Source organism: Streptomyces sp. NPDC107575 (assembly GCF_055657265.1).
The window spans coordinates 1-5,975 of record NZ_JBVKBG010000018.1 but is presented as its reverse complement, the minus strand read 5'-3'; the positions used below and the strand labels follow the sequence as shown (position 1 = coordinate 5,975).

Here is a 5,975-nt window from a genome sequence, read left to right as displayed (position 1 = left end):
CAACGCCATCGCGGTCCTCAACCTCGGCGCGGGCGCCGCCACGTTCGTCGGTCCGCTGATCGTGGCCGTGTTCCTCGACAGCCTCGGCGCCGGCGCCGTCGCCGTGATCTTCGCGGCGCTGTATCTGCTGGCAGCCGTCGCCGTGCGGTGGCTGACCATCCCCGAGGAGTCCCAGCAGGCCGTCGAGGCCGACGAGCCGCTGGTCCATGTCACCGACTCCCCGGTGACCCGCTGAGCCCCGACCAGGGAAACCGGGAGGGGCCGCCGTGCACGTGCACGGCGGCCCCTCCCGGTCTGTTCGCCCGGCGTCTCCGGTTCAGGACGCCGTCGTGTCGACGTTGACCTCCAGCGGCACGATGTCGCTGCGCACCCAGGTGTTGTACACGTCGAAGTGCTGGCCGCCCGGCGTCCAGGACGTGGAGCGGATGTGCAGCACCGGCGTCGTGGGCCGGATCTCCAGGGCCTCCGCGATCTCCGGCGTGGGCGCCACGGCGCGCACCGAGCGGTGCGCACCGCCCAGGGTGAAGCCGGCCTTCGCAAGGGCTTGGCTGAGCGAGGCGCGGCCGTCCAAGACGTCTTCGCTGGCGGCGATGACCGGCACCAGTTCGGAGGGGCTGTAGTTGATGCTGTAGAGCGCCGGTACTTCGTTGAGCGTGCGCAGGCGCACCAGCTCGTACCCGGCCGTCTTCTCCGGCACCTTGAGTAGCTGGCACGCGAACGCAGGCAGGATCGTCGGGCCGTGCCGCAGCACCTGCGTGGCCACCGACCGGTTCTCGTGGCTGAGCGCGTTCTCCAGGAAGCCCGTGGGCTGCTGGATGGTCCATCCCTCGTCGGCGGCCCGGGCCCGGTTGGCGAACACGCCGCGGTTGGCGACCCGCGTCACCAGGCCCTGTGACTCAAGCACTTGAAGTGCCTGCCGGACGGTGGCCCTTGACAGGCCGAACTCCTTGCACAGATCGTTCTCGCTGGGCAGCCGCTGGCCCTGAGGGATCTGCCCGTCGGCCAGACGCTGTTCGAGCGCGTCGACGAGCTGCTGGTAATAAGGCGTCGACGACTGCCGGTCGATGGCCCCCGATGGCGACACCATGCACTCCCTCCACTGGCTGAGGCGGCATGGAGCCGCCACGCACCATCGTACGCCCTGTATGTACTGTCCGTACGAGACCTTGGCGCGATTCCGTGTACCCCGAGCAGGGGGCGTAGGCCGTTGGCCACGCCCCTGCTCGGGGTCGGACGTCAGGCGTTGATCCAGTCCGTGTCCACCGCGATGCCGGCTCCCGCCTGCGCGGCCGCCGCGGCCTGGAGCACGATCGCCGAGGCCGTGGCCCCGGGGTCGAGGACGCCACGGGCCACTTCGCCGACGTAGCTGGCGCGGCCCCGCCGGGCCAGGAGTTCAGCGGTCGAGCGCGCGCCCGCCACCGCCGCCTCGGCGGCGCCGGCCAGCGCCTGCGCGGCGTCCGTGGCCTGCGGGGCGGCTTCGCTGAGGGCCTGCGCCGCGGGGGCCAGCGCGTCGACCATCGTCTTGTGGCCCACCTCGGCCTTCCCGTAGCGCTGCACCGTCGCCACCCCGCTGCTGAGGCCGTGCGCGAGCTCGGCGAGCGTCGGTTCTCCCTCGCCCGCGCAGCGCGCGAGGTCGCGGAAGAACATGCCGTACAGCGGGCCGCTGGTGCCGCCGGTGCCCAGGAATCCGCGCGACACGGCGGTCAGCCAGCCCCGGTAGTCCTGAGGGGGTTCGGCGGCGATGGTCTGCTGCGCCCGTCCCAGCGCGGCGGAGATGTTGTTGCCGAAGTCGCCGTCGCCGGCCAGCTGGTCGAGCCTGCCCAGCTCCTGGGCGCGCCCGTTCAAGAAGATGTCGAAGAGCGACTCCACCCAGCGGCGGCCGAAGCCCTCGGCGAGCCGAGTGTCCGTCACGGTCGTGGTGGTCATGGCAGTCCTGCCTCTCAAGTTCCTGTTCTCGTCTGCTCGTTGCGGAATTCGTGTCACCAGGTCAGGGCAGGTGTGCGCACGGGGGCATCCCACAGCGGCAGCAAGTCGTCGTCGGCGGGCAGCAGTGTCACGGACACTCCGTGCATGTCGAGGGAGGTCACGTACGAGCCCGCGAGGGTGCGGGCGACCGCGACGCCCTGGCCGGTCAGGTGCCGGTGGACGCTGCGGGTGCAGACCGACAGCTCCAGCGGGGAGAGGCCGCCGAGCCCGTTGACGAGGGCGATCACGGAGGAGCCGCGGCCGAGGTCGAGCGCGCCCGACAGCGGATCGATCAGCTGGGAGACGAGGGTGTCGGCGTCGGCGAAGTCGATGCGCCCCGTGCCGCGCTCGCCGTGGATGCCCACCCCCAACTCGACCTGCCCGTCGGGGAGTTCGAAGGCCGGCCCGTCGGCGCCGGGGTGGGTTGCGGCCCGGACGGCCAGGCTGAGTGTGCGGGACCGGCTCGCGACCCGGCGGCCGAGTGCGGCCACCTCGCCGAGTTCGGCGCCCGCCTCGGCGGCGGCTCCGCAGATCTTCTCGACGGCGAGGACGGCGGCCGTCCCGCGCCGGCCCGGCCCGTCGTCCCCGGCGCCGTCGGTCGCCAAGTCGTCGTCGACCAGCACGACTTCGGTCATCACCGCGTCGTCCCCGGCGATCTCTCCGGCGATCTGGAAGTTGAGGACGTCGCCCGTGTAGTTCTTCACGATCTGTACGACGCCGCGCCCCGAGTCGGCCGCGAGCGTGCCGTCGACCACCTGCAGGGCGGTGGGGCTGGCGAACAGGGCGCCGGGCACGGCGACATCGAGCATGCCGGTGCCCACGAACCCGGCGTGCAGCGGCTCGTGCCCGGAGCCGCCGCCGGAGACCAGGCCCACCTTGTCGCGGGCGGGCGCGGCGCGCCGGACGATGCCCGGCTCGCGGTCGTAGGACACCAGGTGGGGGTGGGCGAGTGCGACCCCTTCGAGGGCCTCATCGGCTGCGTGTTCCGGGCGGTTGACGAGGTGGCGGTGCATGGCGCGGTGCTCCTTCGGCTCGGGTCTTGACCGGCCCCACGCTAACGCTTACTGTTCGGACAGTACAGACTGTACGTACAATTTTGCTGCGTGCGGGACCGGCACCGCTCGACCTGCGGTCATGTGTCCGCACCTGGCCCGCCACGGCGCAGAGCCGCCCACAACTGAGAGGGATCAGACAGCCATGTCCATGGAATACCGGATGCGCCGTACGCTGCCCAGCGACCGCGCGGCGATCATCATGCCCGTCGACCACGGCCTGATCTTCAACCGCATCGCCGGCCTGGAGACCCCCTCGGCCCCCTTCTCCACGTGGACGAAGACCGATGACGTCACCGGCTTCATGATGACGCCGGGTCAGGTCAAGCAGACCGAGAAGTTCTTCGCCGCCAACCCGCACCTCTCGCGCGTGCTGACCATCGACACCTACTACGACGTCGCCAACCTCGACGGCGGCGGCTCGCACCAGCTCATCACCACCGTCGAAGAGGCCGTCCGCATGGGCGTCGACGCGGTCAAGATGCTCTTCCCGTGGAACATGACCCGCGCCGAGCAGGCCGCCATGTGCAAGCGCGTCGGCGAGGTCGTCACCGCCTGCGACGCCTGGGACATCCCGCTCGTCCTCGAACCGGTCATCATGGGCGCCCCGCGCACCGAGGAGGTCATCGTCGAGGAGGAGAAGGTCGCCCGCATCGCGTACGACCTCGGCGCCCACATCATCAAGATCGCCTTCCCGGGCGAGGAGCGCACCCGTCGCCTGGTCGACGAGCTCCAGGTCCCGCTGGTCATCGCCGGCGGCCCGCTCAGCGGCGATGTCGCCGAGACCGTCGACGCGGTCGGCCAGACCATCCGGGCCGGTGCACGTGGTGTCATCGTCGGCCGTAACATCTGGCAGCGTGAGCAGAGCGAGGCCGACAAGGTCCTCTCGGAGGTCGGCGCCCTGACCCGCCAGGTCAGCTTCCAGGACTGAGTCCCCGCCACGACGGGGGAAGCCACCAGCGTCGATCGAAGGAGATGACGACACGTGGGAACCACGGCGACACGGCGGGCAGCGGTCCTCGGTGTCGACATCGGCAGCACCAACACCAAGGTGGTCGCGCTCGACGGGGACGGCCACGTCGTCGCCCGCGTCCGGCGCAGGACACCGCGGGGTGCCGACGACCCTTCGGTCGACGCGGACCGGCTCTTCGAGGCGATCGAGGACATGGTCCTCGAAGCCTGCGGTGACGAGCTGACCGTCCGTGCCGTGTGCGCGGCAGGCATCGGCGAGGACGGCGTCCTCGCCGACACGGGCCTGCGCCCGCTCACCCGTGCGCTGGCGTGGTTCGACCCCCGCCGCCAGGACCTGTTCAAGGACCTGGCCCCGGAACTGGGTTCGGCCGACGACATGGGGGTCAGCCCCGACCCGGCCCGCACCGTCGTCGGCTGGACCTGGGCGCGCGCCCAGCCCGGCGCCGAGAAGGCGGCCAACTGGCTGGCCCTGACGGACTACGCCGGCGCCCGCTGGTCCGGCACCCCGTTCCTCAGCGAGACCCTGGCCGCCCGCACCGCCGCCTGGCACACCACGGCCCGGACGTGGACGGCCCCGCGGGTCGCGGCGACGCTCGGGTCGACGGACCTGCTGCCGCCCGTGGCCCGCACCGGGGACCTGATCGGGCCACTGCGTTCCGCGCGCCTCGCCGAGGCCGGGGTGGTGCACCCCGAAGCGGTGGTCGTCGCGGGCGGCCACGACCACCCCGTGGGCGGCTGGGGCGTCGGGCTGCTGCCCGGCGGCGCCGTTCTCGACTCCATGGGCACCGCCGAGGTCGTCACCACCCAGTCCCACCGCCCCGCCCCCGACCCGGCGGACGGCCTGGACTCGGCCCCCGGAATCCGCCAGGACGGCACCACCGTCCTGCGCGTGGAAGAGCTCGACCGCAACGTCAAGTGGGCGCGGCAGGACCCCGCCGTCTCCAAGGCCCTCGACGAACTCATCGCGGGGGAGCGGCAGCCCGACGGCTACCTCACGTCCGGCGCGTTCCGCCCCGGCGCCGCCGGCGGACACTGCCCCCTGTACACCCCGGACGCCCCCGCCGACCCGGCCTCCCGCGCCGCGGCCGTCCTGGGCGCGCTCGCCGAACTCGGCGGCCACGCCATCGACTCCGTCAGCAGGTACGCCGCACCCGGCGCGCACGTGTTCACCGCCGGTGGCTGGGCACGCTCTCCCGGCTGGGTGGCCATCAAGCAGGCGGTCACCCAGCGCGAGGCCACCCTGATCTCCGAACCCGAGGTCACGGCGACCGGCGCCGCCCTGCTCGCCGCCCACGCGATCGGCTGGCTCCCGGAACCGGCCACGGCCCTCGCACCGGCACCGGCTCCGCAGGCGGTCTGACCGGCCGCCCCGTCACGCTGCTGTCGCGACGGACCGCGGTCCGCCCTTCTCGCGCCTGCTCTCGTCGCCGCTCGTACGTGAATCGCCCCGCGCCCGTTTCCGTGCGCGGGGCTCACGTGGAACAACAGCCGCTCCCCGGTGGCCGTCCACCTGCGCCAGTTGCGGCCTCGCAGGGCTTGCCCGCGCAGGCGGTCAACGGGGCTCGGGTCATCGCAGGTTCGCACAAGTCCGGAGCACACCACAGGCTCAACTGCCCTTGGTGGGTAAGCTCCGGGAGTTTCACCGGTCGCGCGTGCGCGGCGGGCACACTCGCGAGACCTTCGAGGGGGACACCGCATGACGCAGCAAGGGTCCATTGCGACAGAGCGCCTGGATGGATCGGCGGCAGCGCAGGCCGAGGACGCGTTCAGGCTGATCTACGCGGAAGCGTTCGCCGAATCTCCTTACAACGAGACCGAGGACGACGTCGCCGCCGCCTTCCGACGCTTTCCCGTCCAGGCGCGCAACCGTACGTTTCGTGCCGCCTTGGCCCGTGCCGAGGACGGCGAACCGATCGGCATGGCGTACGGCTTTGCGCTCGGGCACGACACGGTGTGGTGGGACGAACTGACCGAGCCCGTGCCCGA

At 72.1% G+C, this 5,975-nt stretch carries 5 protein-coding genes and 2 pseudogenes; 4 read left to right on the top strand and 3 right to left on the bottom strand.

What is annotated here, in order from left to right:
• A pseudogene (locus tag ACZ7L4_RS42805) lies at positions 1-235 on the top strand (MFS transporter); the annotation flags it as partial.
• Positions 236-316: 81 nt separating this feature from the next.
• Here ACZ7L4_RS42805 and ACZ7L4_RS42800 read toward each other — a convergent pair.
• The 3 genes from ACZ7L4_RS42800 to ACZ7L4_RS42790 form a co-directional block, all read right to left on the bottom strand.
• Positions 317-1,087: a GntR family transcriptional regulator gene (locus ACZ7L4_RS42800; RefSeq protein ID WP_472110691.1), complete on the bottom strand. Its 771-nt coding sequence runs from the start codon at positions 1,085-1,087 to the stop codon at positions 317-319.
• Between the two features lie 149 nt (positions 1,088-1,236).
• Positions 1,237-1,926 (bottom strand): dihydroxyacetone kinase subunit DhaL, encoded by a 690-nt coding sequence (gene dhaL, locus ACZ7L4_RS42795; RefSeq protein WP_472110689.1) that lies wholly within the window; start codon positions 1,924-1,926, stop codon positions 1,237-1,239.
• A gap of 53 nt (positions 1,927-1,979) precedes the next feature.
• A complete protein-coding gene (locus ACZ7L4_RS42790) occupies positions 1,980-2,978 on the bottom strand; it encodes a dihydroxyacetone kinase subunit DhaK (protein WP_472110687.1) in 999 nt (332 codons plus the stop codon).
• Between the two features lie 184 nt (positions 2,979-3,162).
• Between ACZ7L4_RS42790 and ACZ7L4_RS42785 the strand changes: the two genes are divergently transcribed.
• The 3 genes and pseudogenes from ACZ7L4_RS42785 to ACZ7L4_RS42775 form a co-directional block, all read left to right on the top strand.
• The gene (locus tag ACZ7L4_RS42785) at positions 3,163-3,948 is read left to right on the top strand and encodes a class I fructose-bisphosphate aldolase (protein ID WP_472110685.1); all 786 of its coding nucleotides are present in this window, start codon (positions 3,163-3,165) and stop codon (positions 3,946-3,948) included.
• Between the two features lie 54 nt (positions 3,949-4,002).
• The gene (locus ACZ7L4_RS42780) at positions 4,003-5,349 is read left to right on the top strand and encodes an FGGY-family carbohydrate kinase (RefSeq protein ID WP_472110683.1); all 1,347 of its coding nucleotides are present in this window, start codon (positions 4,003-4,005) and stop codon (positions 5,347-5,349) included.
• Positions 5,350-5,685: 336 nt separating this feature from the next.
• A pseudogene (locus tag ACZ7L4_RS42775) lies at positions 5,686-5,975 on the top strand (GNAT family N-acetyltransferase); the annotation flags it as partial.

Bases quoted from the DNA above. Each gene is read 5' to 3' on its own strand.
- ACZ7L4_RS42785 (WP_472110685.1), top strand. From the start codon at position 3,163: ATGTCCATGGAATACCGGATGCGCCGTACGCTGCCCAGCGACCGCGCG.
- ACZ7L4_RS42800 (WP_472110691.1), bottom strand. From the start codon at position 1,087: ATGGTGTCGCCATCGGGGGCCATCGACCGGCAGTCGTCGACGCCTTAT.
- dhaL (WP_472110689.1), bottom strand. From the start codon at position 1,926: ATGACCACCACGACCGTGACGGACACTCGGCTCGCCGAGGGCTTCGGC.
- ACZ7L4_RS42790 (WP_472110687.1), bottom strand. From the start codon at position 2,978: ATGCACCGCCACCTCGTCAACCGCCCGGAACACGCAGCCGATGAGGCC.